Annotated in this window: 30 protein-coding genes; 15 read left to right on the top strand and 15 right to left on the bottom strand. The window is 62.5% G+C overall.

Annotation, left to right across the window (positions count from 1 at the left end):
* Positions 1-18: 18 nt before the first annotated feature.
* Genes ACK3R5_RS01475 through ACK3R5_RS01465 form a run of 3 tightly spaced genes read right to left on the bottom strand, consistent with a single transcriptional unit; the run spans position 19 to position 1448 of the window.
* Positions 19-615, bottom strand: coding sequence for a uracil-DNA glycosylase (locus ACK3R5_RS01475; RefSeq protein WP_411967823.1), 597 nt, complete (start codon positions 613-615; stop codon positions 19-21).
* Positions 616-639: 24 nt separating this feature from the next.
* The gene (locus ACK3R5_RS01470) at positions 640-1281 is read right to left on the bottom strand and encodes a DUF99 family protein (protein WP_411967821.1); all 642 of its coding nucleotides are present in this window, start codon (positions 1279-1281) and stop codon (positions 640-642) included.
* Positions 1278-1448 (bottom strand): DUF5786 family protein, encoded by a 171-nt coding sequence (locus tag ACK3R5_RS01465; protein ID WP_411965304.1) that lies wholly within the window; start codon positions 1446-1448, stop codon positions 1278-1280. Before ACK3R5_RS01465 ends, ACK3R5_RS01470 begins: the two co-directional genes overlap by 4 nt.
* Positions 1449-1576: 128 nt before the next feature.
* On the opposite strand from ACK3R5_RS01465, the gene ACK3R5_RS01460 reads away from it, so the two are divergent.
* Positions 1577-2203 (top strand): MBL fold metallo-hydrolase, encoded by a 627-nt coding sequence (locus ACK3R5_RS01460; protein ID WP_411967820.1) that lies wholly within the window; start codon positions 1577-1579, stop codon positions 2201-2203.
* A gap of 1 nt (position 2204) precedes the next feature.
* Positions 2205-2576 carry a hypothetical protein gene (locus ACK3R5_RS01455; RefSeq protein ID WP_411967819.1) on the top strand — a complete coding sequence of 124 codons (372 nt, stop codon included), beginning with the start codon at positions 2205-2207 and terminating at the stop codon, positions 2574-2576.
* Between the two features lie 12 nt (positions 2577-2588).
* Here the strand turns inward: ACK3R5_RS01455 and ACK3R5_RS01450 are convergent, their stop codons facing one another.
* The gene (locus tag ACK3R5_RS01450) at positions 2589-2735 is read right to left on the bottom strand and encodes a 50S ribosomal protein L40e (RefSeq protein ID WP_411965301.1); all 147 of its coding nucleotides are present in this window, start codon (positions 2733-2735) and stop codon (positions 2589-2591) included.
* Positions 2736-2830: 95 nt separating this feature from the next.
* Positions 2831-3112, bottom strand: a complete 282-nt coding sequence (locus ACK3R5_RS01445; protein WP_411965770.1) for a thioredoxin family protein — start codon at positions 3110-3112, stop codon at positions 2831-2833.
* Between the two features lie 100 nt (positions 3113-3212).
* Between ACK3R5_RS01445 and ACK3R5_RS01440 the strand changes: the two genes are divergently transcribed.
* The 3 genes from ACK3R5_RS01440 to hisE all read left to right on the top strand — a co-directional run bounded on the left by ACK3R5_RS01440 (position 3213) and on the right by hisE (position 4430).
* Positions 3213-3377 (top strand): preprotein translocase subunit Sec61beta, encoded by a 165-nt coding sequence (locus ACK3R5_RS01440; RefSeq protein ID WP_411965300.1) that lies wholly within the window; start codon positions 3213-3215, stop codon positions 3375-3377.
* A 55-nt stretch (positions 3378-3432) separates the two neighbouring features.
* Positions 3433-4041 (top strand): pyridoxal 5'-phosphate synthase glutaminase subunit PdxT, encoded by a 609-nt coding sequence (gene pdxT / locus ACK3R5_RS01435; RefSeq protein WP_411965299.1) that lies wholly within the window; start codon positions 3433-3435, stop codon positions 4039-4041.
* Positions 4042-4127: 86 nt separating this feature from the next.
* Positions 4128-4430 carry a phosphoribosyl-ATP diphosphatase gene (gene hisE, locus ACK3R5_RS01430; RefSeq protein WP_411965298.1) on the top strand — a complete coding sequence of 101 codons (303 nt, stop codon included), beginning with the start codon at positions 4128-4130 and terminating at the stop codon, positions 4428-4430.
* Positions 4431-4445: 15 nt separating this feature from the next.
* Here the strand turns inward: hisE and npdG are convergent, their stop codons facing one another.
* From npdG to ACK3R5_RS01410, 4 genes are all read right to left on the bottom strand, one after another.
* Positions 4446-5114 (bottom strand): NADPH-dependent F420 reductase, encoded by a 669-nt coding sequence (npdG, locus tag ACK3R5_RS01425; protein ID WP_411967818.1) that lies wholly within the window; start codon positions 5112-5114, stop codon positions 4446-4448.
* Between the two features lie 115 nt (positions 5115-5229).
* Positions 5230-5439 carry a hypothetical protein gene (locus ACK3R5_RS01420; protein WP_411965296.1) on the bottom strand — a complete coding sequence of 70 codons (210 nt, stop codon included), beginning with the start codon at positions 5437-5439 and terminating at the stop codon, positions 5230-5232.
* A gap of 67 nt (positions 5440-5506) precedes the next feature.
* A complete protein-coding gene (locus tag ACK3R5_RS01415) occupies positions 5507-6361 on the bottom strand; it encodes a TIGR01548 family HAD-type hydrolase (RefSeq protein WP_411965295.1) in 855 nt (284 codons plus the stop codon).
* 61 nt (positions 6362-6422) lie between these two features.
* Complete coding sequence (locus ACK3R5_RS01410) at positions 6423-6842, bottom strand: UPF0146 family protein (protein ID WP_411968675.1); 420 nt, start codon at positions 6840-6842, stop codon at positions 6423-6425.
* A gap of 39 nt (positions 6843-6881) precedes the next feature.
* On the opposite strand from ACK3R5_RS01410, the gene ACK3R5_RS01405 reads away from it, so the two are divergent.
* From ACK3R5_RS01405 to rtcA, 3 genes are read left to right on the top strand one after another with little or no spacing between them, the layout of a single operon-like run.
* The gene (locus ACK3R5_RS01405) at positions 6882-7403 is read left to right on the top strand and encodes an archaemetzincin family Zn-dependent metalloprotease (protein WP_411965294.1); all 522 of its coding nucleotides are present in this window, start codon (positions 6882-6884) and stop codon (positions 7401-7403) included.
* A gap of 59 nt (positions 7404-7462) precedes the next feature.
* A complete protein-coding gene (locus tag ACK3R5_RS01400; protein ID WP_411967817.1) occupies positions 7463-7912 on the top strand; it encodes a universal stress protein in 450 nt (149 codons plus the stop codon).
* Positions 7913-8929: an RNA 3'-terminal phosphate cyclase gene (rtcA, locus tag ACK3R5_RS01395; protein ID WP_411967816.1), complete on the top strand. Its 1017-nt coding sequence runs from the start codon at positions 7913-7915 to the stop codon at positions 8927-8929.
* Positions 8930-8963: 34 nt separating this feature from the next.
* Here the strand turns inward: rtcA and ACK3R5_RS01390 are convergent, their stop codons facing one another.
* From ACK3R5_RS01390 to ACK3R5_RS01375, 4 genes are all read right to left on the bottom strand, one after another.
* Positions 8964-9443: a YbhB/YbcL family Raf kinase inhibitor-like protein gene (locus ACK3R5_RS01390; RefSeq protein WP_411967815.1), complete on the bottom strand. Its 480-nt coding sequence runs from the start codon at positions 9441-9443 to the stop codon at positions 8964-8966.
* A gap of 85 nt (positions 9444-9528) precedes the next feature.
* A complete protein-coding gene (locus tag ACK3R5_RS01385; RefSeq protein ID WP_411965290.1) occupies positions 9529-10389 on the bottom strand; it encodes a VOC family protein in 861 nt (286 codons plus the stop codon).
* A gap of 114 nt (positions 10390-10503) precedes the next feature.
* The gene (locus tag ACK3R5_RS01380) at positions 10504-12318 is read right to left on the bottom strand and encodes a ribosome biogenesis/translation initiation ATPase RLI (protein WP_411967814.1); all 1815 of its coding nucleotides are present in this window, start codon (positions 12316-12318) and stop codon (positions 10504-10506) included.
* Positions 12319-12320: 2 nt separating this feature from the next.
* Complete coding sequence (locus ACK3R5_RS01375; protein ID WP_411965288.1) at positions 12321-12629, bottom strand: hypothetical protein; 309 nt, start codon at positions 12627-12629, stop codon at positions 12321-12323.
* Between the two features lie 123 nt (positions 12630-12752).
* Between ACK3R5_RS01375 and ACK3R5_RS01370 the strand changes: the two genes are divergently transcribed.
* Positions 12753-13043, top strand: coding sequence for an ArsR family transcriptional regulator (locus tag ACK3R5_RS01370; RefSeq protein WP_411965287.1), 291 nt, complete (start codon positions 12753-12755; stop codon positions 13041-13043).
* 93 nt (positions 13044-13136) lie between these two features.
* Here ACK3R5_RS01370 and ACK3R5_RS01365 read toward each other — a convergent pair whose 3' ends face one another.
* Entirely contained in the window at positions 13137-15002 is a 1866-nt protein-coding gene (locus tag ACK3R5_RS01365; protein WP_411967813.1) for a PINc/VapC family ATPase, read from the bottom strand.
* Positions 15003-15094: 92 nt separating this feature from the next.
* Positions 15095-16729, bottom strand: coding sequence for a methyl-accepting chemotaxis protein (locus ACK3R5_RS01360; RefSeq protein ID WP_411967812.1), 1635 nt, complete (start codon positions 16727-16729; stop codon positions 15095-15097).
* A gap of 207 nt (positions 16730-16936) precedes the next feature.
* On the opposite strand from ACK3R5_RS01360, the gene ACK3R5_RS01355 reads away from it, so the two are divergent.
* The 6 genes from ACK3R5_RS01355 (at position 16937) to ACK3R5_RS01330 (ending at position 25078) form a co-directional block, all read left to right on the top strand.
* The gene (locus ACK3R5_RS01355) at positions 16937-18076 is read left to right on the top strand and encodes a M20 family metallopeptidase (RefSeq protein WP_411967811.1); all 1140 of its coding nucleotides are present in this window, start codon (positions 16937-16939) and stop codon (positions 18074-18076) included.
* A gap of 283 nt (positions 18077-18359) precedes the next feature.
* Entirely contained in the window at positions 18360-19169 is an 810-nt protein-coding gene (locus ACK3R5_RS01350) for a helix-turn-helix transcriptional regulator (protein WP_411965282.1), read from the top strand.
* Between the two features lie 60 nt (positions 19170-19229).
* On the top strand, positions 19230-20027 hold the full coding sequence (locus ACK3R5_RS01345; RefSeq protein ID WP_411967810.1) for a helix-turn-helix transcriptional regulator: 798 nt from the start codon (positions 19230-19232) through the stop codon (positions 20025-20027).
* 12 nt (positions 20028-20039) lie between these two features.
* Positions 20040-23024 (top strand): hypothetical protein, encoded by a 2985-nt coding sequence (locus tag ACK3R5_RS01340; protein WP_411967809.1) that lies wholly within the window; start codon positions 20040-20042, stop codon positions 23022-23024.
* 282 nt (positions 23025-23306) lie between these two features.
* Positions 23307-24815 carry a carboxypeptidase M32 gene (locus ACK3R5_RS01335; protein ID WP_411967808.1) on the top strand — a complete coding sequence of 503 codons (1509 nt, stop codon included), beginning with the start codon at positions 23307-23309 and terminating at the stop codon, positions 24813-24815.
* Between the two features lie 86 nt (positions 24816-24901).
* Positions 24902-25078: an HVO_0416 family zinc finger protein gene (locus ACK3R5_RS01330; RefSeq protein ID WP_411965278.1), complete on the top strand. Its 177-nt coding sequence runs from the start codon at positions 24902-24904 to the stop codon at positions 25076-25078.
* The last annotated feature ends 35 nt before the right edge of the window (positions 25079-25113 follow it).

The following is a 25113-nucleotide window of genomic DNA, read 5'->3' as shown; positions in this document are numbered from 1 at the left end:
TGGCGGGTCGCCGTCGCTTCAGAAGTCGCCGAGACTGGACTGGCCGTTCGAGGAGTCAGCGAGGCCTGAGATGTCTGCGGCCCGCGCGATGGTCTCGAAGAACCCCTCTCGTTGGCCTCGGTCGTAGAGCGTCGCCGCGGGGTGGACCGAGAGGAGCACGCGATACGAGTCGTCACCGACGCGGGCGTCGACGACCGAACCCGACTCGTTCGTGATGGCGACGCTCCGGTCGAGGAGATGCTGTGACGGCACCTTGCCGAGCGTGACGACGAGTTCGGGGTCGACGAGTTCGAACTCGTGGGCGAGGTAGCCCTTGCAGTTCGACAGTTCGTCGGCCTTCGGGTCGCGGTTGTCCGGCGGGCGACACCGGACGCAGTTGGTGATGCGGACGTCGGCGCGGGCGAGACCAGCCTCACGGAGTGCGTCGTCGAGGACGGACCCGGAGCGACCGACGAACGGTTCGCCGCCTTCGTCTTCTTTCGCGCCGGGTGCCTCGCCGAGGAAGAGCAGGTCGGCGTCCTCGGGGCCGACCCCGTTGACGATGCGACTCCGTGACGCCACGAGTTCGGGGCACTTCTCGCAGTCGGTCACGCAGAGGCCCTCCATATGTTCCATATCCGCTTCGAGGAGGCAGACGGCTTAATTCCCCCCGAACCGTCGCGCCGCGCGGGCGGCCATCCGGGCCACGCGAAGCGGTTCGGGACGACCACCGGTCGGCGTGAACGCGCGGACGACCCGGGTCGCTTCGTCGTCGTCGCAACCTGCGGCACGGACGAATAGCTGTTCGCCGTTTACGTCGAGTTCTCGGCGCGGAGGTGCGTTGCGGTAGATATCGAGACGACGCGCGAGTGCCCCCCCGGAGAACTGTTCGGAGAGCGCAGACGCCAGTCCGTCGCTCTCCTCGAACGAGACGGAGAGTACCGGTCGGTCGAGTTCGGTGGCGAGTCGGCCGATGTCGACGAGGTTGAACCACGCTGGTGCGATGCCGGCGACGAGCACGTAGCGAACGTCTTCGCGTCCGAGCGAGTCGTACAGCGAGGCGATAGCGTCAGTCGCGTCCTCGCCGCCGACGGTACACGTGGAAAATTCGAGGCCGTCGACGACACGGTCCGCGCGGACGACGGCACCACAGAGGATACTCTCCGGTGGTGAGTCGGGCGCGTCGTCACTGGTCGACGCCGGGTCGGTCGAAAAAGATGCGTCCTTCGAATCGTCTGCGGGCACGCGCACACGCCCGGGGTACGACTCTGCGACCCCGAGGGCGCGAGTGCCGGACTTCACTCCTCTTTAATCTCTTGGAGGCGGTCCAGCAGCTCGTCGTTCGATGCACCGATTTCGAAGTCCACTTCGCCCTCGTGTTTCTCTTTGCTCGTCTCTACGCCGTCTTCTTCGTCGAAGTCGACGTTCTGGTCACCCTGCTCGGACTCGTCGTAGCTCCCGAATCCCATACAGTTCACTCTACACGACCGAGCGTGAAAAATGGTTTGTCGCTCGAAACCCAACTGGGGTGTTTCTGTCGAAATCCCGGTATCACCAGTCAACCGACTTTTTCCTGTCGGAGAGCGTAGGCGTGGGTATGGAAGTCATCACGGTCACCGCCGACGCCGACGTGTTCACCTGCAACGCCTATCTCGTCCTCGGCGAACGAACCGTCCTCGTCGACGCCGGGACGATGACCGGCGTCGAAGACGTCGTCGCCGACCACACAGACAGCCTCGACGCCGTCGTCGTCACGCACCAGCACTCCGACCACGTCGGGGAGTTGGACGCCGTCGTCGACCGATTCGACCCGGACGTCTACGCCTACGCCGACCACCCGCTTCGAACGCACGAACTGGAAGATGGCGACACGGTACAGATGGGAGACGAGTCGTTCGAAGTCGTCTACACGCCGGGGCACGCCGACGACCACGTCTCGCTCGTGAGCGGTCGGTCCCTGTTCTCGGGTGACGTCGTGGTGTACAACGACGGCGCGTTCGACGACGGGAGTTTCGGGCGCACCGACATGCCGGGGCAGTCCCGGGAACGACTCATCACGAGTCTCCAGACGTTACTCGACAGAGTTCCGGAGACGGTCGATTCGATGTACGCCGGCCACGGTGACGTGTTCGAATCCGAGGTTGGCGGTGACAGCGTCCGCGACGTTGTGGAGCGTGCGCTCGAACGCGCCGAGCGGCGCGAACCAAAGTACCCGGAGGAGTGAGATGGCCACCCAAACGCCCCGCCCCGAACTGACGCGCCTCCACTATCTCGGCATCGTGCTCGCGGCGATAACCGGCCTCGTCCACCTCGTCCTCGGTGCCGCCGCGCTCTCGGCGAACCCGGCCGACCCCCTCGCGCTCTCGTTTATCGGGGCCGCAGCGGGATTCGCAGGCGGTATCGTCGCCGTGCTCCGCGGGAGCGAACAGGCCCGGCGATGGGCGATTCTCCTCGGGATTCCCTTCACGGCCGGACAAATCGTCCTCTACGTGGTACTGAACTGGCCGGATATCTTCGGTGTCGCCGGTATCGTCGACAAAATCGTCCAGATAGGGCTGGTGGCGGTGCTCGTCGTACTGTATCGGCGAGAACGGTAGAAAGCCCGAGAGTTACGCAGCGCGACGTTCCTTCGACTTCGGTCGAAGGTGCTTGTATCCGCACTTGCGGCACGATGTTGCTTTCTTCGGGTTCCGCGCGTTGCAGCGCATGCAAATCTGCTTCTCGAGCGTCCGTTTCGTCGCAGCGTCACTAGCCATGCTTACGAGTCCCGTCGCCGCTCGTATAACGCTTGCGAGACACATCGCCGCCGCTCTCGGTCGATACGGGTTCGCGAAGAACGCAGTGTGCGCGCTTAGGCGCCGGCCTGTTTCAGTGCGGACTCGATATCTTCACGCTGGGTCACACCCACGAATCGGTCGACGATTCCGTCGTCGTTCTCGATGATGAGCGTGGGCAGCGAGCGGACCTGATACTGATTCGCGACGTCTTGCTCTTCGTCGACGTCTACTTTCTCGAACTCGACGTTCTCGAAGTCACCTTCGAGGTCGTCGAGAATCGGGTCCTGCGTCTTACAAGGGCCGCACCAGTCCGCGTAAAAGTCCAAGAGTCGAACAGTCATCGTATCCCGACGAATCTTGCGCTCCCCCGCGCATAAGGATTACTCATACACTGTCGGAGCGCACCGACGACCCCGAGCCGAAACGTTTAGGCGGTGGACGCACAGACGAAAGGACATGAGCAAGGGCCAGAACAGCGGCGGTCTGATGTCGAGTGCCGGTCTCGTCCGCTACTTCGACGCGGAAGACCGCAACGCGATTCGAGTCGACCCCAAGACCATCGTGGCGATGGGTACTCTCTTCGGCATCGGCATCCTGGTGCTGAACGCACTCGCCATCTGACGCGGCGCACAGAACGAACGGTCGATTTTTGTCTTCGCATTCCCGAGACTCGTCTATGGATACGTTACGCGCCGGTGTCGTCGCCGTTCAGGGCGACGTGACCGAGCACGCCGACGCAATCGAGCGAGCGGCCGCCTCTCACGGCGTCGACGCCGAAATCGTCGAAATCCGAACTGCCGGCCTCGTTCCCGACTGCGACGTGCTTCTCATGCCGGGCGGGGAGTCGACGACTATCTCGCGCCTCCTCGAACGCGAAGGCATCGACGAGGAAATCAAAGCCCACGTCGAGGCCGGAAAACCGGTTCTCGCGACCTGTGCTGGCCTCATCGTCGCCTCCACCGACGCCAAAGACGACCGTGTCGAGACGCTCGGCCTCATCGACGTGACCGTCGACCGCAACGCCTTCGGGCGACAGGTAGACAGCTTCGAAGCACCGCTCGACGTCACTGGCCTCGATTCGTCGTTCCCGGCGGTGTTCATCCGCGCCCCACTCATCGACGAGGTCGGTGACGGCGTCGAAGTGCTCGCCACGTGGGACGGCAACCCCGTCGCCGTCCGCGACGGCCCTGTCGTCGGCACCTCGTTCCACCCCGAACTGACTCCCGACGACCGACTTCACGACCTGGCGTTCTTCGACGAACTGGAAGCCGAAGTCGAAGCGTAGAGACGGGGGTCGCCACCGGGTCTTGCGGGTCGATTCGCCTCGCCGGAATCAGAGAGTCTTTTTCCGCCGCCGTTCGTCGTGCGACCATGGACGCGGACACGCCGACAGACGAGGTGCTCGACGAACTCTTCGCGACTATCGAGTCGCGGAAAGCCGAGTTGCCCGACGATTCCTATACGACGACGCTGTTCACCCACGAGAAAGGCGAGAACTACGCGCTGGAGAAACTGGGCGAAGAGGTGACTGAGACCATCCTCGCCGCGAAAGACGACGACCGAGAGGAACTGCTCTACGAGAGCGCGGACCTCGTCTATCACCTGCTCGTCGTGCTGGCGATGCACGACGCGTCGCTCGACGACCTGCGCGAAGAGTTGAAAAACCGATTCTGAGCGAGGCGGCGTCGCTTACTGGAACCGAACGCCCAGGTCGTTCAGTCCCTCGTTGTTCGTCGCGACGTTGATGAGAAGCGGCGTGAGCGCCTCGATTTCGCCCGCGTTCGCGAGTCCGCCGCCGTCGAGTGGGCGGAGGCCGTCGATGCCGTCCGCGAGGAGGCGAACGGTCTCTTTGGCGTCGGGGTCGTCCGCGACGAGGAGCGTGTCGATGCCGAGTTCGGCGTCGAGGTCGGCGAGGCGTCCAGCCGCGAGGTTGTGGAACGCGCCGACCACCGGGATGCCGTCCGGTGCGGCGTCGGCGACGAGTGCCGTCACACTTCCGGCGCTCGGCGGGTGATAGTGGAACCCGTCGTCGTCGCGTTTGATACCGGTCGCGGGTGTGACGAGGATGTCGCCGTCTTCGAGCGAGTCAGAGACGGCGTCGATGGTGTCGGAGACGTGGTACGGCGGGACGGCGAGGACGACGACAGAGGCTCGGTCGGCCGCCATCTCGTTCGTAAAGCCGTTTACCTTCACGTCACGGCCGCGACTGGAGAGTTCGGTCTCGTACTCGTCTGCTTTCGCGCGTGCCTTCTCCGGGTCGCGCGACCCGACGATGACCTCGTGGTCGGTGTGGTAGGCCCAGCGGAGGGCGAGTCCCTCGCCGATGTCGCCCGTCCCACCGAGGAGTGCGATTCGCATACCACCATGTGCGAACTCCGGTGACGTAAAGGGTTACGCGACCGGTGGGTTCTGCCTGCTGTCTCCGTGCCGACAGCTTGCGGCGGCGTGACGCGGCGGCCAGTCGGGGCCTCTCTCACTCGTCGTCGGGTTCGAACAGCGCCTGTACCCGCTCGAACCCATCGCGGTAGACCAACCACCACGCGACTGCCGGGGCGACCAACAGCGCAGGCCCGACGAGGAGGATTTGTGTGAACGGGTCCGGCGGGGAGAAGACCGACCCGACGACGAAGATTACCGCGTCGAGTGCGAGGAGCGTGACGACGAACGCGCGGAAGTGGCCCATCAGTGTCCCCCGTGTGTCTGTCTCATATCAACGGCCTCCCAGTGTCTGTCTCATCTGTGTTCACCCATCAGTCGAGTAGTTCCGGAACCTCGTTGACGTCTTCGACGACGGCGGCAGCGCCGATTTCGGCGAACTTCTGTCGCCCGTCGTCGCCGGTCAGGCCACCCGAGAGGACGCCCACACCGTAGTAGACCCGGTCTGGGTCGGCGGCGTCGGCGTTCAACGCCGTCTTCACGTCGTCGAGCGTGTCGCCGACGAAGACGATAGACTGCGCGTCCAGTCGCTCGGCGACTGTCATCAGGGCGTAGGGGTGGGGCTTCCCGTCGTCCCAGTCGTCCATCGTAAAGCGGTGGTCGTCGTCGACTTCGAGGGCGACGCGTTCGAGTGCGATGTCTGCCTCGGCGGATGGTCGTCCCGTCACGACGCCGATGTCTCGGTCACCGAGCGCGTCGAGCGTCTCGGGACGGAGCAAGACCGGTTCGTCGTGGATGTAGCCCGGTGCGTCGAACGGCGGGTCGCCACCTTCGAGGTCACGGTAGAGGTCACCGCCGAGGTAGAGCGCCTGAAACGTCGCTCGGAGGCCGTCGGGGTCCCACTCGTCGAAGACCGTGGCGGGGTCGTCGAGGAGTGATTCGACAACTGCTTCGGCCGCGTCGAGGCCGCCACCGCGCGCTTCGATGTCGTCGGTGAAGGCGTCGAGAGAGACGTCTGCTTCGCGAGCGGTGAGGACGTAGAGCGCCGCCGCGTAGGTCAGTTCCCAGTCGTTGTTGAACCCGCCGGCGTCCTTGAACTGCTGGACGTCGTCGCGGGAGATGGTCTCGCCGTAGGTTCGGTCGACCGACTCGACGATGGCGCGCCGATAGGAGTCGGCGACGTCTACGAGTACCCCGTCGATGTCGAAGACGACAGCGTCCGCGTGCATACCGGAACCGCGTGACGGGGAGGCAAGTGCCTTACTCTTGTCGTCGGGGGTGCCATCACACTCAGGTTCGGGTCCCCGGACCGTCGTCGGCGACGTAGACCGTATCACCCGGAATCGACTCACGGCGGACCGGTATCGACGGTTCGTCGTACCCGAGCGTGGTAAAGAGAAAGTCCGCACTGGCACGGCGGGCGACGCGTGCAGTCGGGCGGTGAAGCTCGACGGGGAGGTTCAACGCGTAGATGGCGTCGGCACCCTCGTAAGGGCCGAGTGTCGGGGCGTCTGCGCGGGCGACCACGTCGTCGCGGACGAAGCGAACGCCCTCGGGCACCGAAACGTCGTAGACGTCGACGGCCACGACGTCGACTCCGCGTCTGGCGAGTTCTCCGGCAACGTCAGACGCCTGGCCAATTCCCACTTCGACCACTCGTTCGTACGCTTGCAACCGAGTTACGAGGGCGTCGCGCAAGGAATCTCTCACGTCGGGATATTTATGAAGCGCCATCGCTTAATCCCTCGCATGCTTGTCGATATCGTGCCTATCGGGGATATTTCTGCTGCGGTCAAACGAGAGGCCTCCGCGGGGCTCCGGTCGGTCTACGACTGTGACGTGACCGTACAGTCGAATCAGGCCATCCCCGAGGGCGCGTTCGATAGAAGCCGAAACCAATACCGGGCAGAGCAGTTCATCGAGCTGACGAGTCGCGTGGGTCGCGGTGAGAAGAACATCGGCATCACGTCGCAGGACCTCTACTACCGCCGTCGGAACTACGTCTTCGGACTCGCGTATCTCAACGGCAACGGGTCTGTCATCTCGACGTACCGCCTGCAGACCTCTTCAGACGGTGGCATCACGAACAAACCCACCGACGAAGTGCTCTCGGACCGCGTGCGAAAGGAAGTCGTCCACGAGATTGGCCACACACTCGGCCTCGAACACTGTGACAACAACAAGTGCGTGATGTCCTTTTCCCCGACGGTGCGGGAAGTCGACGTCAAAGAAGAGAACCTCTGTGGGACGTGCAGTCGCCTGATTCACTGATTCTCCCGGCACGGTAGCAGTCTCCTCCTTTTTTCTCGTCACGACACGTGTATACAGCCATGAACTTCATCGTCGCAGTCGATGGGTCTGAGTCTGCCGACCGAGCGCTCGAATACGCCCTCTCGATGGTCGAACCACTGGGGGCGACGGTCACGATTGTCTACTCAGTGGAACCGCACGTCGTCGTCGAAGGCGGCCAAGAACCGATTGCAGGTGTTCCGACCATGGGCGACCATATCGTCGCCGAGAGTCTCGAAGACGCCGAGGCGCGTGGTGAACAGGTCCTCGAAGAGGCACTGGCACACGCCACCGATGCTGGCGTCGAATCGACCACCGAACTCCTCTACGGCAATCCGGTCGATGCACTCACCTCGTACGCCGCCGACACCGACGCCGACGGCATCTTCGTCGGCCACCGCGGTATCTCGAAACAGTACGAGGGCCTCGCCGGAAGCGTCGCCAAAGCACTCGTCGAGCGGGCGTCTTGCCCGGTCACCGTCGTCCGCTGAATGCACCGACTCGACGGGAGTGCCGGCGGCGGTCAACTCCTCCGAACCGCGCTCTCGTTGTCACTCGTCACCGGCGAGTCATTCGAGATGGCGAACATCCGTGGAAACCGCTCGATACCGGGGTTGAAAGCGCAACACGTCGCCTGTGTCTCGGTCGCTGCGTCGGTGGCGAACGCCGACGTCGACGGTGGAGACGAAGGCGCGTCGACGCTCCAGTTCGACCCCGGAGCACTGTCGAGCGACCCGGTGAGCGTGTCGGTCGGTACCGCCGGAAGCGCCACGCTCGTCAGCGAGACACTTCTCCCCGTCGCCGTCGCACTCGACGACCCACTGACGCTCACCGTCTCCGGCGGGACAGACGTCCGATGGTCGCCACCCGCCGACTACCTTCGATACGTGAAACGACCGCTGTGTGCGACGTTCGGCGTCTCGTTCGACGTAGAAGTGCTTCGACGTGGCTTCTATCCCGCAGGCGGTGGCAGACTCGGCGTTCGACTCGCCCCCGCAGACCCGACGCCAATCGACCTTCTCGACCGGCCATCGCTCGACAGTGTCGACGTCTACTCTGTCGCGAGCGAGAGCCTCGCCGACGCATCGGTAGCGGACAGACAGGTCGAGGGCGTCCGCGACGCCCTCACCGGAGCAGGTGTCGAGACGCCGATTCGCGCGTCCGTCACGTACGCCGAGAGTGCCTCACCGGGGACGGCCGTCGTCCTCGCGGCCCACTGTGGCGACGTCGTCGCCGGATTCGACGCCTACGGCGAACGGGGAGTGCCCGCGGAGGACGTCGGCGCACAGGCAGTCGACGCGTTCGCCGACTGGTATCGCAGTGACGCGCCCGTCGACCGACACATGGCCGACCAACTGCTCGTCTGGATTGCCGTCGCCGGTGGTCGCCTCCGGATTCCTGCGGTGACCGAACACGTCCGGACGAATCTCGACGTGATTCGTGCCTTCGGCTACGATATCGAGGTGCGAGAGACGGACGGCGGTGCCGTCGTCGAGTGTGAAGGGTAGGGTCCGTCGTCAGTGTGTGCGTGCCGATGGGTCGTCAGGGCGCGTACGTCCCGGTCAGTCGCGCCTCGTCGAGCACGTGGCCTTCGACGAACCGTTCGAGGTGTGACTTCGTCGCGCCCGGTTCGAGGTCCAGTTCCGTGTCGAGTGCGTACAGAACGAACCGGTAGGTGTGTTCGCCGTCCGGCGGGTTCGGCCCACCGTAGCCTCGCTGGCCGTAACTGTTCGTCCCCTCGTCGGCACCCGCGGGGACGTCACCTTCTTCGATGTGGGCCGTCGCCGGGTCGACGTTCCAGACGACCCAGTGGTCCCACACCTTCCCCGCCGGTTCCAACGCGTCAGGGTCGTCCATCACGAGCGCCAACGACTCGGCGTTCGCCGGGACGTTCTCGATTTCGAGCGGCGGACTCGTGTTCTGGTTCGTGTAACCGTACTGCCGCGGGATTTCGGTTCCGTCGTCGAACGCCGGACTCCGGAGGGAGAGCCCACCCGACGCATCGCTCTCGTCTGGTACCATACCCGACACTTGGTCGACCAGTGACAAAACGGTTCGTCCGGCCGTTCCGACTGGTCTCGGCCGTGACGAGCGCGTTCGAGTCCGTCTATCGAGCGACGGTCACGCGCACACCGATACCGTCGGGGTCGGAGACGGTGAGCGTCTCGTTCGACGCCTCGACAGCGTGGCCGGCCTGTTCCAGCGAGTCCCAGACTGCATCGAGCGTGTCGGCGTCGGGAACGACGACTTCGAACCAGTCGACACCGCGACTCCCGCCGACCGGCGCGGTGCGTTCGTTCCATCGGTTCAGGCCGACGTGGTGGTGATACTCGCCGGCGGCGACGAAGGCGGCACCGGGATAGCCGTCGTCGCGGAGGTTCATGCCGAGTGCGTCGGTGTAGAAGTCCAGCGACCGGGCGAGGTCTGAGACTTCGAGGTGGACGTGTCCCAGGTCGGTTCCGACGGGTGCGCCGTCGTCGCCGCGAGCGTCTTCGACGAGTGGTTCGAGGTCCAGATGGAGCGTGTCCATCGCGACGCGACCATCCTGTTTTCGCGGCCACTCGTCGCGCGGGCGGTCACGGTAGATTTCGACGCCGTTCCCCTCCGGGTCGCGGAGGTAGAGCGCCTCGCTCACGAGGTGGTCCGACGCGCCGGAGAGCGAGGTGTGGTCTCTGATACGGACGAGTGCGTCGCCGAGTGCGCCCCTGTCTGGGACGCGAATCGCGAGGTGAAACAGGCCCGATTGGTCGCGTGTTCGTCGCGGTGCGTCCGGGTCTTCTTCGAGGACGACGAGTGGGTCGCCACCAGCGGAACAGACTGCTCGACTGCCCTCGCGTTCGACGTCGAGTCCGACGACGTCCCGGTAGAACGGGACGACGCTGTCGAGCGACCCGACGCGGAGTGTGACTCGCCCGAGGTGTGTTGCATCCGAGAGGGCAGGTGTCTCGGTGGGAGTAGTGTCAGTCATGGTTCTCAGTTCGTGCGTGAGCGTGAAAACGGTCGTAGTATCACGGGTGTAACCGAGCGACTGCGCCGCTACCGAGCGTCGAGCGTCGGACGAGAACGGAAACGCGAGACCCAACTACTTCGCGTAGTAGTACTCGCCGGAGCGCTTCTGCTCCCGGTCGAGTTGCGAGTCGGGTTTGTTGATGCGCGGGCGCTGAGTGCGCTCGTCGCGGCGGAACGTGATGTTGAGGTCGGCGAGGAAGTCGTTCATGCCGTCGCGCATCTCCTGGGGTTTCGAGGCGTGACCTTCGATAGACGGTTCGCCGTCGAAGACCATCAGACGGTCTGCGAGCAGGTCCATCATGTAGATGTCGTGGTCGATGACCATGACCGTCGCGTCGTGGTTCTCGGCGTAGCGGCGGATGGCCGAGGTGGCCTGCACGCGCTGTTCGACGTCGAGGTGGGCCGACGGTTCGTCCAGCAGGTAGAGTTCGGCGTCCTGCGAGAGACACGCCGCGATGGCGACACGCTGGCGCTCACCCCCGGAGAGGTCGGTGAGGTTGCGCTCCATGATGCGGTTGAGTTGCAGCGGATTCGCAATCTCGGTGTTCCAGTACGACGACCCGAACTGGTCGGTAATCGACGAGAGGAACGCGTCCACGCGCATCGGTTGGTCGATTTCGATGTACTGCGGCTTGTACGAGATGTCGAGCGCGAAGTCGAGTTCGCCGGCGTCGGGCGTGAGGTCACCCGTGAATAGCTCTGCGAGCGTCGACTTCCCGATACCGTTGGGGCCGACGATACCGAGCACTTCACCGTTGTAGATAGTGCCGGCATCCACGTCGAGGGAGAACTCGCCCTCGCCGTAGGATTTCCGGAGTTCGGGGTACTCGATGAGGGGTTCCGCCTTCGACGTCTCACGAGGCGCGTGTTCCTCGAAGGTAATCGCCTCCGGGCGGATGCGCATGTTCTCGTTCGTGAGGTAGCCTTTCAGATACTCGTTGATGCCGTTTCTGACCGACTTGGGGTCGGTGATGACACCGAACGCACCGGGTTCACCGTACGCGACGTGGAGCGTGTCGGCCAACAGGTCGAGAATCGCCAGGTCGTGTTCGACGACGAGCACTGCCCGGTCTTCGTCTTCCGCGAGTTCGCGGATGAGACGCGCCGCGGTGACGCGCTGGCCGATGTCGAGGTACGGCGAAATCTCGTCGAGGAAGTAGAAGTCCCGGTCACGGGCGAGCGTCGCCGCGAGGGCGACGCGCTGGAGTTCACCGCCCGAGAGCGTGTCGATGTCGTTGTCGACGACGGGTCCGATTTCGAGACGTTCGATGTAGGAGTCGAGCGCGCCTCGTTCGTCGGTCGCTTCGAGAAGTTCGCGTGCTTTCCCGTCGAACTGTTTGGGAATCTGGTCGACGTACTGCGGTTTACGTGCAATAGTGACGTCGCCGTCACGAACCTCCTCGACGTAGTTTTGCAGTTCGGTGCCGCGGAATCGGTCGAGGACCGCTTCCCACGTCGCCTCTTCGCCGTAGTTGCCGAGGTTCGGAACCATCTCGCCGGCCAGTGCGCGGACGGCGGTGGTCTTCCCGATACCGTTCGGCCCGAGAATACCCGTGACGGACCCCGATTCGGGGACCGGCAGTCCGTACAGCGAGAAGGCGTTCTCGCCGTAGCGGTGGGTCGGTTCTTCGTCGAGTTCAGACGGGAGATTGATGATCTCGATCGCGTCGAACGGGCACTTCTCGACACAGATACCGCAGGTCTCTCCGAGGCATATCTCCTCGGAGATGCGAATCTGGTCAGGTCCTCCCTGTTCTGCCTCCTCGCCGCGGAGCGTGATGCACTCTTTGCCCGTCCGGTTGGGCGGACAGAAGTTCGAGCACTCGTAGCTACAGCGGTCCGGAGAACACCGGTCTAAGTCGACGACTGCGATACTATCGTCCGCCATGATTAGAGCTGAACACCCGAGGTCAGCAGGATGGCGAACGAGATGAACCAGAGCGCGAACGTCATGAACCCGACGTAGAGGTAATCTTTCGCCCCGGAGATGGTGATGCCGATGGCGCGGAGCACCGGGAACTGGACGAGAACGAACGCGCCGAGGACACCCACGGCCAACTGATTGGTCGCGGCCTCGACGGTCGTCCCGACCAGCACACCGGAGAGCACCGCTGCAGCGATGCCGGCGAGACAGGCGAGTGTTGTGACCGTCACTCCGCGAAGGTGGCCGGAGAGTTCGGTCTGCGTTTCCGTGGCCATGTGTTCCCCTGCGATAGCCGGCATCAAAAGGCGTTCGTTCCTCCCGCGCGTCCGTCGATAAAGCGTTGTCGGCTAATCCAAGCCAACAAGGTTTATGCTGGTCGCGCGTCTCGATTCGTAACGATGGCTGGAACAGAAGAGGAGAGTCTAGACGACCTCCCACCGAGTGCGAAGCTCGTTTTCAAAGTGCTCGAATACAACGGCCCACTCACCCAGAAAGGTATCGTGCAAGAGTCGATGCTCTCGGCACGGACAGTTCGATACGCGCTCGAACGACTGGAGGGTATCGGAATCGTCGACGAGGACGTCTACTTTGCTGACGCTCGCCAGAATCTCTATCAGTTGACCGACCTCGCGCCACAGCAGGCGCAGGCGACAGACGGCGGCAAGGAAAAGGCCTGCTGCGCCGAATAGAGACGACTGCTCAGCGCTTCGCAACCTGTCTCGTCGAATCTCGTTGCGACGTGCAGAAACATGCCAACCGACGACGGTCCGGTCGCCTAGCTCTCAGGCCGGGACGACCGTAATCTGTTGCTTTTTGTCGATTGCGTTCTCCAGTTCCTCGGCGATGGCGCTGCCGCGTGAGACCTGAATATCGCCACCACGACCGACTGTCGCCGTGAACAGATACTCGTCATTCGCGCGGACTTCGACCGTCTCACCGACGTGGCCGTCCATCCGGATGACGACGTGTCGGGAGGTGACCTCGGGCGTGACGACGGAACCCTCGTTCGACTGCCCGCCTGCCGGCGTGCTGTCGGCCGACTGCCCGCTCGCCGCGTTCTGGTTGGGTTTCTCGTCGTGGGTCCGAACGTCGATATCGATGCCGAGGCGGTCTTCGACGTCAGAGATTCGGCCGCCACCTTTCCCGATGACGTAGGAGATGTCGTCGTCTTCGACGTAGACCACCGCACGGTTCTGTCCCTTCAGGTCGACTTCGACGTGACCGCGAGCGATAGAGCGAATCTCGCGCTCGATTTCCTGCTTGGCGAGTCGGGAGACACCGCTTTCTTTCTTGTCGCTCTCCTTGCCGAGCGGAACCGTGACGACCTGTCGGTTGAAGGTGTAAATCTCGTATTTCGGCGTGCCCGTCTCGAAGTCCCGAATCTGGATGACCGGGCGGGCGAGGTCCTCTGCGAAGAGTCCCTCGGGGACCTTCACCTCGGTACTCACGTCGTAGACCGTATGGACTGCGCCGTCTTCGATGTAGACGACGGTGTCGACTACCTGCGGAATCATGCCGAGTTCGACACGGCCGACGAGACGCTGGAGGGCGTCGATGGCCCGCGTCGCGTGGACGACACCGACCATCCCGACGCCGGCGAGGCGCATGTCGGAGAACACCGAGAAGTCCTCGGTCTTCCGCACTTCGTCGTAGATGGTGTAGTCGGGACGGACGAGGAGGAGCGAGTCGGCCGTCTTGGCCATGTCGCCACCGAGTGCCGTATACTGCGTGATGTCGGGGCCGACCTGCAGGTCACGCGGTTTCTCCATCGTCTTGACCGCGTAGTCGCTCTTGTTGAGGAACTCCGCGACAGCCTGTGCGAACGTGGACTTCCCGGCACCGGGCGACCCGGCGATGAGGACGCCGCGCTGGCGTTCTGCGAGACGCTCACGGAGTTCGTCGGCGAACTCGTAGTCGTCGAGTTCGGTCTTGACGATGGGGCGAACCGCCGTGATTTCGATGCCGTCTGCGAACGGTGGGCGAGCGACGGCGATACGGTAGTCGCGGAACTGGACGATATCCATCCCCGGTTCCGAGAGTTCGATGAACCCGTCAGAGGCGGCGCGAGCGGAGTTGACGATGTCGTCGGCCCACTCTTTCATCGTCGCCTCGTCGGTTACTTCGTCGGCGATGGTCTGGTAGTGCATCTCGCCGATTGCGCCGCGTTTGGCCTTCGGTTTGGTGTCCGTCTTGAGGTGGACGGACATCGTCTGGTCGTCGAAGAACCGCTCGATGATGAGGCCGCCAGACCCGCGGACGAGGGGTTCGACGTAGTCGACAGACAGGCCCTTCGCCTTGGCGACTTCGGCTTGTACCACGTCGCTCGTGAGGAGTGTCGCCGAGCGCTCGGTCGCAATATCGCGGATGAGCGCGTCGATGTCTCCTTCGTGAGCACCGCTGGTCTCGTGGGAACTCGGCCGACGACCGACGTACTTCAGTTCGATGACGTCGTCGTCTGCGAACTCGGCGAGGCGCTGGAGTTCAGAGAGACCCTCCCACCCCGTATCGCGGCCATCGTTGGCCTGCGATTCGAGTTCGCTGACGACTGCTTCGGGGACGAGTACGTCGGCACCGTCGTAGGTTCCGTCGTCGACTCGCTCGGACACGCGACCGTCGATGACCGCGCTCGTGTCCGGCACTATCTTCATGCGCGAAATTTCGAGCGGGGGACGGATAAGGATATAGATGGCGTCGGCGTGTGTGGGGCGACCAGACGGGTGAATCGAGACCGGACGTGCCCTCAGTCGTCGGCCAGTGCGGACCGAGTCCCGTCACCATCGAGAACGTCGAACGATTCGACGAGTTCGTCGAGGTTCGACGCACGCGACGAGAGCACCGCCGCCTGTTCGGACAGGTCTTCGATGGAGTCCGACTGTCGGGCCGCCGTCTCGACGACCATCTCAGACTGCCCCGTCGTCTCCTCGGAGATGTTCGCCACGTCGTCGACGCGGATTGCGATGTCCTGCGCTGACGATGCCTGCTGGTCCGTCGCGTTGCTCACTTCGGCCACGCTGGCGTCGATGTCCGAGACCATATCGACGATAGACTCGAACTCTGCGATGGCGGCGCTGACCGTCTCCAGACTGTCGGACACCTGTTGGTTCATCTCCCGCACGTCGGCGAGCGTCTCTTCCGAATGGTCGGTGATGTCCGCGATGAGCGCAGACACCTCGTCCGCAGAGTCGCGCGTCTCCTCGGCCAGCGACTTGACCTCCTGTGCGACGACGCCGAACCCTTCGCCCGCCTCCCCAGCGTGTGCTGCCTCGATGGAGGCGTTGATAGCGAGTAAGTCGGTCTGTGACCCCACGTGGTCGATGAAGGCGGCGATTTCGTCTATCTCCTCGATGCCGTCTGCGAGTTCTTCGACTGCTTCGGCCGTGTGGTCGATGCGTGCTTCCACGACGTCTAACTCCTCCATCGCCTCGGTGGCGGCATCTCGCCCCGCTGCACCGCGTTCGGCCGCCGTCTCCGCCGTGTGTGCGACTTCGTCGGCCGACGCCGCAATCTCTTCGACCGTCGCAGAGAGCGTGCTGAGTTCGTCCGAAACCGTCTGGAGGTGTTCGGTCTGCGTCCCTGCGCCGTTCGATATCTCGGCGACTGCAGAGGCAACCTCCTCGCTGGCGGCGTTCGCTCGCTCGACGTGGTTCTGCGCGGCGGCGCTCATCTGGGAGACTTCTTCGGCGAACGACTGCACTTCGCCAATCGTCTCCGACAGCGTGTAGACGAGTTCGTTGTACGTCTCGGCGACTGCTTCGTAACGCTCGTCGTCGACGCCCCAGTCGTCGGCGTCGATAGTCGCCGTGAGGTCACCTGCCTGTGCACGGGACGTCGCTTCCGCGAACGCTTCGACCAGGTGTTGGAGGTTGCGCGTGTAATCTGCGAGGTCACGCTGCATCCTGTCGAGTGCGTCACCGAACTCGCCCGGCATCTCCTCGTCGAGCGACGGGTGGTCGAAGTCCTGGTCGGCCAGTGCGGACGCCTGTGAGGCGACGATACAGAGATGCTGGTGCATCGACCCGAAATCCGACGAGAGTTCGGCGACTTCGTCCGTCCCCTCGATGACCGGCGGTGCCGTCGAGAGGTCACCGTCCGCGACTTCCGACGCGGACCCAGAGATAGCCTTGATTGGGTTTGCGATGTCTTTGCGAGCGATGAGGATGGTGTTGCCGAACGCGAAAACTGCCCCTACGAAGAGGACGGCAGTGAGCGCGATTCGAGTGGTGCCAGTCACGACCCACGGAAGGATGGCCTGGACCACGGACACGACGAACTGGATACCGACTGCTGCGACGATTTTCCGTTCGACGGAGTCCGACACTCCGAGTACGTCCATGCTTCCCCAGAGTAATCGTTCGTACGCCGAGAAGATGCGCATAGTCCACCGTTTTCAGATTCGAGTATAAGTCTGGGAGTGTGTTCCCGTTCGCTGAGAACGACGCTATCGGCCAAGCGTGATGCGTTCTCGGAGAGAAACGCTGGTCGTTCTCGCCGTCGAAAGTACGCTCGTTCTCAAAGATGAGAGGGGAAAGTTCTCGCGGGCGAGACGAGAGGTACTTTTGAGGTGGCAGTGCGACGGGGCCCCATGGACGAACTCACCTCGCTGACGACGGACCTCGTCGAGATTCCCAGTCACGAGGACGAACGTGCCGCCGGCGACTTCATCGAGACGTGGCTTCGAGACGAGACGGACGCGGAGGTGACGAGAGACGACGCCGGAAACGTCCTCGCACGGATGAATCCCGGCGTCGGTGAGTCACTGGCGCTCGTCGGCCACCACGACGTGGTCCCCCCGGCAGCACGCCAACTCACAGACGACGGTGACTACGTGGTCGAATCCGACGGAGAGAGACTCTTCGGCCGAGGCGCAGCGGACATGAAAGGTGCCGTCGCGGCGTCGATGCTCGCCTTCCGGGACGCTGTCGAACAACGTTCGACAGGCAACCAGACTATGTCTGGTGACGCCGCCACACAATCTGACCGCGAAGTCGTCTTCGCCTCGTTCGTCGGTGAGGAACTCGGTGGAAACGGGGTCCGCGCCGCACTCGACGATGGCCTCTCGCTCGACTACGCCGTCGTCGCCGAAGGGTCGACGAACTACTCCGGACCGGACCGAACGGACGTCGTCGTCGCCCACCGTGGCCGTCGCGCGAGCACCCTCGTCGTGAGCGGAACCGCCTGTCACGCCAGCGTCCCCGAAGAAGGTGAAAACGCTGTCTACCGCGCCTGCGACGCCGTCGACGTGATACGCGAGATGACCTTCCCCGAATCCGAGGTGCTCGGACACACCGTCTCAGGGAGCATCGCCGTCACCGAAATCGACGGCGGGAGCGCGTGGAACGTCATCCCCGACGAGTGTACGGTGACCATCGACGAGCGAACCGTTCCTGGTGGCTACGCCGACCTCTCGCAGACAGAGACCATCAAGGGTGTCGAGTGGGTGGTCGAACAGGACCTGCCGCCGATGGCCTGCGACGACGCCGACTTCGCCGAACGCGTGCTCACTGCGGCCAGAACGGTCCACGAGACTCGCGGCGACGCCACACCACGACAGGTGACGAAACCGCACGCCACCGACGCCGGGTGGTTGGCACAGGAAGGGACGACGTGCGTCGTGTACGGGCCGTCGGAACCGGGTGAGGCACACACGAAGAACGAGAGCGTCTCGCTGGACGTACTGGAGCGGTGTTACGAGACGTATCGTGACCTCTTGGAAGGATGGTAGTGGGCAGAACGTCTGAGAACCGGTCCACTACGACGCGACGGAGAGACACAGGTAGCGACCACGATTGACCGTAGAGTGGGACAGATACAAGCGCAGTTTTCGACTACTCCATGTTTTCGCTGTCCGTATCATCCAACCCACTACGTTACCGGAGACTGAGTGAAAGAGCGTCGACGACGCTCGTTTGGTGATGGTGTCCAACCCGTCTCTCAGTTCCGAATTCATCATCGTAGCCACGGAGTTAGCAACGGTTAGGATGTTAGACAGCTTACAATTGAGGGATATGGTATCTACTACTGATGCTCCAGTAGACCCCTTCGCTACGGTCGCGTTTCTTGCTGGGTCACCGAATCGCATTGCCGTATTACAATCGCTTGTCGAACGTGGTCCAGCGGTACGGTCGGATATCGTCGACGATGTCGGGGTCTCATCTGTCACGGTCGGTCGCATTCTCGACGATTTTTCCGCACGGGGGTGGGCGGATCGCAACGGTCCGTCGTACCAGGTCTCGCCAGTCGGGGAAATCATCTGTGAGGAGTTCGGGCTCCTCCTGAAAACAGCCGAATCGATGGACCATCTCTCGAGAGTGCAACCTTGGTTACCCGCCGATTTCACTATCGATGTTCGAAACCTCGCAACCGCACGAATCACAGTTCCAACGTGGAGTGACTCGGTCGCACCTGTCCGCCGTGCGGCCGAGCTTTGTCGGGGGCTCGAGAGATTACGGGTCGCCGCGTCAGGAATCGCACCAGACGTCATCAAAGGAATTCGGAACGCGGCCGTCGAGGACGGAGCAGACGTCGAGTTCGTTGCGACCACGACCGCGCTGGATGTGGTCTATGGTGACGCAACGATGCGACGCTGGTTTAGTGAAATCGTAACGTCCGGTGGTCAGGTGTACGAACATCCTGACCATTCGTATCTTATGGCCACCATGGACGAGATGGTGGTGATTGGGATGAACGACGAGATGGGCGTCCCACGCGGACTCGTCGAGTCGGCCGACCAAGAGGTGTTTGAGTGGGTCGAATCGAGGATTGACCGCTGTTGTGCAGAGGCCGCGTTACTCGAAGAAGGAGATTTCGTAGCGTGATACCTGGCAGAATCTCTGTGTTGTGTCACGTCAGATTGAGTCAGAACGTGGACCACATGGATGAGTGAAATTGCTTCTCCACTCGACGCAGTTGGCTTTCTCACTCGGTCAGAAAACCGAGTCCACGCATTGAATTATCTCGCTGACAACCCAGCTGACCGAAACGAACTCGCAGCGACCATCGGCATCTCACGAGTCACTGCACAACGGATACTCGATGACTTCGCTCGACATGGCTGGGTGAGCGCAGATGGCCACACGTACCGCGCGACTCAAATCGGTTCAATTGTCTCTGAAGAGTTTGGGTCGCTCATCGACGTAGTCGAGACGAGCCAACGGTTGGCAGCAATCGTTCCATGGTTCCCAGACGAGTTCGATGTCGACCTGTGCCGACTGCTGGATTCGACAGTGACACTACCCACACACGGTGACCCGCTAGCCCCGCTCAGGCACTCTGCCAAGCTGATGCGTTCAGCACAGACCGTCCGTGGGATGGGTGCAGGTATTGCACCGGATGCACTCGCCGCGAGTCACGACGCTGTCGTCACCGATGGACAGTCGTTCGAGGTGGTGTTCTCGGACGAGGTCCTGCACGTCATCGCGAGTGATGCACGGATGTCACAGTTACTGCGCGAGATGCTCGATGCGGGGGCAACCGTGTACAGCCACGAGGACGTGTTACACCTGACTGGTGAGTTCGACGGTGAAGTCGTGTTTGTCGGCGTCGCAGACGAGTCTGGGATTCCTCGCGGTGGAGTCGAGAGTCGAGACGAAGCCGTTCTAAACTGGTTTGGAACGACGTTCGAACGCTATCGTGACGAAGCTGAACGGGTCGATTCCGCGCAGTTCAAACCCTGAATAACCTTCACAGTGTGTCTGTATATCACGGGGCGTCTATATCGATTTTCCAATCGTTTACTAGTCATGTCAGTTTCACAACGGGCACGACAAGCGGCATCGCGGAGCAGAAAGCGGTGGGCACTGTCCGACGTGCTTCGGCACGGGGTAGTCATCTTGATGGTGGTTGTCGTGGTGACTGGTCCATTCGTGGTGTTCGTGTCGCCAGTTGCGGCGGCGACCGATACAGACGGTGACGGACTCACGGACGAAGAGGAACTCGCTCTCGGAACGGACCCGAACGACAGGGATACCGACGACGACCGCCTCCTCGACGGCCAAGAGGTCAACGGTAGGGTCAACGGTGGCTACACCAGTGACCCACTGGACAACGACACCGACGACGACGGTCTCACTGATTTCGAAGAGGTCTCTGCTGGAGGCGCGTATCCCTACATCACCGACCCCTCGGACCCCGATACCGATGATGATGGTCTCTCCGACCTTGAGGAATACTCCTCCGAGACCAACCCACTCAACCCCGACACCGATGGCGACGGCTTGCTCGACGGCGAGGACCCAGCTCCCCGCGACAACCTCGACGACGACCGGGACGGGCTAACCAACGCAGAGGAAGCAGAACTTGGCACCGACCCGAACGACGCAGACACTGACGACGACGGACTGACTGATGGCCAAGAGGTCAACGGTAGGGTCAACGGTGGCTACACCAGTGACCCACTGGACAACGACACCGACGACGACGGTCTCACTGATTTCGAAGAGGTCTCTGCTGGAGGCGCGTATCCCTATATCACCGACCCCTCGGACCCCGATACCGATGACGATGGCCTATCTGACCTTGAGGAATACACTCCAGGGACCAATCCGCTCAACCCCGACACTGATGGCGACGGCTTGCTCGACGGCGAGGACCCAGCTCCCCGCGACAACCTCGACGACGACCGGGACGGGCTAACCAACGCAGAGGAAGCAGAACTTGGCACCGACCCGAACGACGCAGACACTGACGACGATGGACTATCTGATGGCCAAGAAGTCAACGGTAGGGTCAACGGCGACTACACCAGCGACCCGAATGACGCGGACACCGACGACGACGGTCTCACTGATTTCGAAGAGGTCTCTGCTGGAGGCGCGTATCCCTACATCACTGACCCCTCGGATGCCGATACAGATGGGGGTGGGGTCGATGACTTGTCTGAGTACAACGACGGAACGGACCCGACCGACCCCAGTGATGACGACACCTCTGGACTCGACTCGGACGGCGATGGTCTGACTGACGGTGAAGAAGCAGACCTCGGGACGAACCCGAACAACCCGGACAGCGATAGCGACGGCCTCAGTGACGGAGACGAGGTCAACGTTTACGGGTCGGACCCGAATAACCCAGACACCGACGGCGACGGAATATCCGACGGGACTGAAGTGGCTGGCTTCCCCCGTGGTGGAGTCGTTTACACAACTGACCCGACCCTCACTGATACGGACGGTGACGGACTTGACGACCTAGAAGAAGTGTACACCGGAGCTGATGGTCGTGTCACCGACCCGCGGAATCCGGATACTGACGACGATGGACTGACTGACGGCGAGGAGTTCGATGCCGGAACCGACCCCACCAACCCGGACACAGATGGTGACGGTGTGCTCGATGGTGTGGATGAATCTCCACTTGACAATCTGGACAACGACGGTGATGGACTGACCAACGGAGAGGAGGAACTGCTTGGCACTGATCCAGAAGATACCGACACCGACGACGACGGGATTCCCGATGGTGCCGAAGTAAACGGCGTCTCTCGGACCATTGGGACACTGACCAGTGACCCACTCGACCCGGACACAGACGGCGACGGACTCCTCGATGGTGAAGAGTACTACACGAACCAGGATGGCTATGTCACAGATCCACGCAACCCAGATACTGACGGTGGCGGAATCACTGATGGTCAGGAATTCGTCGACGGAACCGACCCTACCGATCCCAGTGACGACGACACCTCTGGACTCGACTCGGACGGCGATGGTCTGACGAACGGTGAGGAAGCCGAGCTCGGAACAGACCCACTCGACCCGGACACAGACGACGACGGTGTCAACGATGGAGCCGAAGTCACACAGGGGACCGACCCACTCGATGCGAGTGACGAGGGCGACCCAGCAAATCTCGACTCGGACGGCGATGGGCTGACGGACGGTGAAGAAGCCTCCCTCGGGACGGACCCGACCAACCCGGACACAGACGGCGACGGATTGGACGACGGGGAAGACGCGAACCCGACCGATGCCAACGCCGACACCGACGGCGATGGACTCACCGACGCAGAAGAGATACTGACATACGGAACGGATCCAAACGCGAGTGATTCCGACGGCGATGGGATAGATGACGCCACCGAAATTGGCCAAGAAACCGACCCCAACGATCCGAACGACCCAGCACCGGATTCTGATGGTGATGGAGTAACTGATAGCGAGGAACAGACTCTCGGCACGGATCCAAACGACCCCGACTCGGATGACGATGGACTCAACGATGGCGAGGAACTCGCTCTCGGAACGGACCCGAACGACCCGGATTCGGACGATGACGGGCTCAGTGACGGGGTAGAAGTCCAAGACGGTACCGACCCAACGGTCGCAGATGTCATCACGGTGGTAGTTGACGTCAAACCAAACGACGAAGGTGAGAATGAGGAAAGCCCAATCAACCTCAAGAACAAGGGCATCGTACCAGTCGCAATCCTCAGCACGGCAGATTTCGACGCTACGACCGTCGATGTCAGCACGGTTCAGTTTGGACCCGCTGCTGCGTCGAGTAGTAAGTCGAGTCTCGAAGACGTGAACGGAGATGGATATCTCGACCTGGTCGTGTTCTTCGACCAAGAGGCGACTGGCTTCAGCAGTGGTGACGTGACAGCAGAACTAACCGGTGAAACCGAAAGTGGACGTCCGATTGCCGGCACCGACCAGATAACCATCGTCGGGTGATTGCTGGTGATACCTGGCCGGTAAGGCGATGACAAACTGTCCAGATATCGTCGCGGCCCATCGACCGGAGGCCCTGTTCGACGACCCACACCACGCAAGTGCGACCCGGTGAACCTCGACTCGGACGGTGATGGTGACGACCAAAGTGTGGACAACAACAGGGGTGGTAACAACAAGGTCAACGGCGGTGACGAGTAAGACGGCCTCTCACACCTGATAAAGACCTCACCGAAGTCGCCGTCTCCTGCGATTTAATACGCACCCGCCCCGACCTGATATCATATGGCACAATCCTCCACGGACGATGCATCGGCGTACGACCAACTACTCGCGAAGTACAAGCGCATCGCCAACGTCGAGAACGCCGGTGGGATTCTCTCGTGGGACCAGCAGGTCATGATGCCCGACGCGGGGACGCCCGCGCGCTCCCAACAACTGTCTGCGCTCTCTGCGCTGAGTCACGAACTCCTCACCGACGACGAGTTCGGCGAACTCCTCGACGCGGCAGAGGCAGACGACCCGACGGACGAACAGGCCGACGTGCTCCGCGAACTCCGCCGCGACTACGAGCGCGCGGTGCGCGTGCCGAACGAACTGGTCGAACAGATTTCGGCCGCGTCCTCCGAGGCGATTCCGGCGTGGAAACAGGCGAAAGCCGAAGACGACTTCGAGACGTTCGCCCCGCATCTGGAGAAACACGTCGAACTGAAGCGACAGTACGCCGAGCACATCGACCCGGACCGGGACCCCTACGAAGTGCTGTTCGAGGACTACGAACCGTGTCTCCCCCTCGAACAGGCCGAAGAGATTCTCGCGGAAGTTCGTGAAGTCCTCGTCGAGATGATTGCGGAGGTTCGCGAGTCCGACGTCGAACTCGCGGTAGACGCCTTCGAAGGCGAGTTCCCGGCCGACGAACAGGAGGAACTCGTCCGCGACGCCCTCTCGGCGCTCGGCTATCCGTGGGACCGTGGCCGCCTCGACACCGCGCCGCACCCGTTCTCGTCGGGCACGCAGTTCGACGCTCGCGTGACCACGCGCTACGACGAGTCCGACCCGCTCGGGTCGCTGTTTTCGACCATCCACGAGTTCGGCCACGCGCTCTACACCCTCGGCCTGGCGGACGAACACTACGGGTCGCCACTGGGCGAAGACCGCAACCTCTCGGTCCACGAGTCGCAGTCGCGTCTCTGGGAGAACCACGTCGGCCGCTCTCGTGCCTTCTGGCAGCACTTCCTGCCGACGTTCACCGAGCACTTCCCCGAGGTGGACGCCAGCGTCGAAGAGGCCTACGAAGCGGCGAATCAGGTGTACGAGGACAACCTCATCCGCGTCGAAGCGGACGAACTGACCTACCACCTGCACATCGTCATCCGATTCGAACTCGAACGCGCACTCGTCTCGGGTGACCTCGCCGTCGAAGACGTGCCGGAAGCGTGGAACGACAAGTACGAGGAGTATCTCGGCATCCGTCCCGAGACGGACTCCGAAGGGTGTCTCCAGGACATCCACTGGGCGTACGGCAACTTCGGCTACTTCCCGACGTACTCCCTCGGGTCCATCATGTCCGCACAGTTGTTCGCCGCCGCCGAAGACGACATCGAGAACCTCGACGAGAAGATTGCCGACGGCGAGTTCGCCGACTTACGTGACTGGTTGCGCGAGAACGTCCACCAGCACGGGCGTCGCTACGAGACGAACGAACTCGTGAGACGGGCGACTGGCGCGGACTTCACCGCCGACGACTTCCTCGACTACGTGCAGTCGAAGTACACTCACCTGTACGACCTGTAAGGCAACGAGACAGTCTCTATCTCCGATTCTCGGCGGTTCACAACCGCCGCAGGAACTAAATAAGGGCATGTCATAACATACCATGTATGGCCTCAGCACCCAGTGACGACATGTTCGACCAGTTTTTGGCCGACCGCGGTCACGAGACAGAACCAGAACGCTGGGACCGATCCTATAACAAACTGCAATGTCCCGACTGTGGGGCGTTACACGAGATGGGCGCGGCGACATGCACCGTATGCGGATGGTCGCCGGAGGCCTAACGCGTCCGACGACGACTGACCACGCCACAGCACCT

The sequence above is a fragment of the Haloferax sp. YSSS75 genome, assembly GCF_046764215.1.
Classification (GTDB): domain Archaea; phylum Halobacteriota; class Halobacteria; order Halobacteriales; family Haloferacaceae; genus Haloferax.
The sequence above is the reverse complement of the archived record's forward strand: the minus strand, read 5'-3'. Positions and strand labels throughout refer to the sequence as shown.